The sequence below is a fragment of the Streptomyces sparsus genome, assembly GCF_054776295.1.
Genome location: NZ_BAAHCA010000716.1, coordinates 1 through 2,538, shown reverse-complemented (window position 1 = coordinate 2,538; position 2,538 = coordinate 1). Strand labels below are relative to the sequence as shown.

Here is a 2,538-nt window from a genome sequence, read left to right as displayed (position 1 = left end):
TGGCCCTCGCGGCCGGCGGTGTCGGCGGTGTGGTCGGCGCCACGCTGGAACGCAACGGCGGCATCGGTGACGTCGAGCTGCCGCAGGCCCCCGCGGAGAACGTCGAACGTCCCGCCGACAGCGTCGCGGGCATCGCCGCGGCCGCCCTGCCCGGTGTGGTGACGCTGCACGTGCGCGGCTCCGGCGAGCAGGGCACCGGCACCGGGTTCGTGCTCGACGAGCGCGGCCACATCCTCACCAACCACCACGTGGTGGCCCCGGCCGGCGACAGCGGTCGGATCCGGGTGACCTTCAGCGGCGGGGAGACGGTCACCGCCCGCATGGTCGGCGGGGACGGCGGCTACGACCTGGCCGTCGTCAAGGTCGACGACGTCTCGGGGCTCAAGCCGCTGCCGCTGGGCAACTCCGACTCGGTGCAGGTCGGCGACCCGGTGGTGGCGATCGGCGCGCCCTTCGACCTCGCCGGCACCGTCACCTCCGGCATCATCAGCGCCACCGAGCGGCCGATAACGGCAGGCGGCCGGCAGGACGGCAGTGACGTCAGCTACGTGGACGCCCTCCAGACGGACGCGCCGATAAACCCGGGGAACTCCGGGGGGCCGCTGATGGACGCGGAGGGCCGGGTGATCGGCGTGAACAGCGCCATCCGCGCCGCCGACCAGGGCATCGGCGCGCCCGGGGACCGGCAGGGCGGCTCCATCGGGCTGGGCTTCGCCATCCCCGTCAACCAGGCCAAACGGGTAGCCGAGGAACTGATCAACACCGGCCGGGCCACCCACCCGGTGATCGGCGTCAGCCTCGACATGTCCTTCACCGGTGACGGCGCGAAGGTCGGCACACCGGACGGCGACGGCGAGGCGGTCGTCCCCGGCGGGCCCGCCGACGAGGCCGGGGTCGAGGAGGGCGACGTCATCACGGCCGTCGACGGCTCGGCGGTGGGTACGGGCGAGGAACTCATCGTCAAGATCCGCAGCCACCGCCCCGGCGACCGGCTGGAGCTGACCGTGGAACGGGACGGCGAGTCGCGGACCGTCGAGGTGACCTTGGGCACGTCGGGCGGTGAGTGACCCGATGCCCGCCCCGGGTTCGCCCCGCCGACTCCCGCCGGCCGCCGCCGGACAGGTACCGTGGCGTTTTGAGACCCCACTCCACCGGGGTCGTGGACGGACGCAGGGAGCCCCACGGTGTTCTTCGACATAGGGTCACTCGAGTTCGTGGTGCTCCTCGTGCTGGCCGTGCTCATCTTCGGCCCGGAGAAGCTCCCCAAGCTCATTCAGGACATCGCCTCGTTCATCCGCAAGATCCGGCAGTTCTCGGACTCGGCGCGCGACGACATCCGCAGCGAACTCGGCCCGGAGTTCAAGGACTTCGACTTCCAGGACCTGCACCCCAAGCGGTTCGCGCAGAAGCACCTGATCGACAACGAGGAGCTGGGGCTGAAGGAGATCCGCAACGGCTTCGACATGCGCAAGGAGCTCGCCGAGGTCTCCGACGCCGTGAACAGCCGCGAGACGGGGGTGGCCGGCACGACCGACGGCTCCGCCGACACACCTCCCGCGGCCTCGGCGGGCGGCACCTCGGACCGGTTGCGGAAGAAGGACGCGCCGGCGGCCGTGGAGCCGCCCCCCTTCGACTCGGATGCCACCTGACGCGCTCTTGTGCGCCCCCGGCGCCCCCGGCGGCTCCCGGCGATATCCGGGCCTGCCCGCCGCGGAGGACGCGGGTGGCTATCCTCCCTGTGTCCGGGGTCGGGCCGTCCGAGGGGGGCAGGCCGCCAGGGCACAGGGCAACGAGGAGGCTTCGCGCAGATGGAGACAACGAGTCGGGCAGGAGTGCCCGGGCGCGCAGTGACCCGGCCGAGCACCCGCCGAACGGTGGACGGATACCTGTCGGCCGGCTTCCCGTGGTACGGCCTCGACGAGGCGTTCACCGGGCCGCGCTGGCTGATGCGGGTCGGCGCCGGGGCCGACGGCACAGTGGAGCACGGCTCCACGGGGCACGGGGAGGAACCGTCCTTCCATCCGGACACGGGACGGGAGAACCAGCGCTTCGCGGTGGTGGTGACGGTCGCCAGCCGGCCCGTGCGGAAGAGTGCGGACGGCGCCGGTGTGCTGGACGCCACCTCCGTGACGTCGGCCGCCTGGCTGGCCGGTTCGGGACTGCTGTCCTGCACCTGGCCGACCCGGATGGAGCGCCGACTGCGGCAGAACTGGCTGGACCAGCAGACCGACATCGCCTGGGACCTGGCCGAGAACCTGGACGGCGACGGCTGGTCCACGCTGTCCCTGCCGGTCGACGGGGTGCCTGCCGACTTCCACTACCGGGAGTCGGAGTACGGCTGGGTGCTGGCCGGCGCCGCCGACGGTGACGTCCACCTGGGTGCCTACGGCCGCGGTCTGAGCGCCTACGGCCTGGGCTTCTCGGCGGTCGAGGACATCACCGCCTACGACCGTCCGCGCGCCGCGTAGCGGCCGCCGGCCGGGTCGGTACCGGCGGCACGCACGGAAGGGGCCGGTCACCTCGACGGGTGACCGGCCC

At 72.9% G+C, this 2,538-nt stretch carries 3 protein-coding genes; all 3 read left to right on the top strand.

Annotated elements, in window-relative coordinates:
- Window positions 1-1,067: S1C family serine protease (locus ACYVE9_RS22540; RefSeq protein ID WP_461029720.1), on the top strand; the 1,067-nt coding region annotated here is incomplete at its 5' end.
- A gap of 117 nt (window positions 1,068-1,184) precedes the next feature.
- A complete protein-coding gene (locus ACYVE9_RS22535) occupies window positions 1,185-1,649 on the top strand; it encodes a sec-independent translocase (protein ID WP_461029719.1) in 465 nt (154 codons plus the stop codon).
- 159 nt (window positions 1,650-1,808) lie between these two features.
- Window positions 1,809-2,468 carry a hypothetical protein gene (locus tag ACYVE9_RS22530; RefSeq protein ID WP_461029718.1) on the top strand — a complete coding sequence of 220 codons (660 nt, stop codon included), beginning with the start codon at window positions 1,809-1,811 and terminating at the stop codon, window positions 2,466-2,468.
- The last annotated feature ends 70 nt before the right edge of the window (window positions 2,469-2,538 follow it).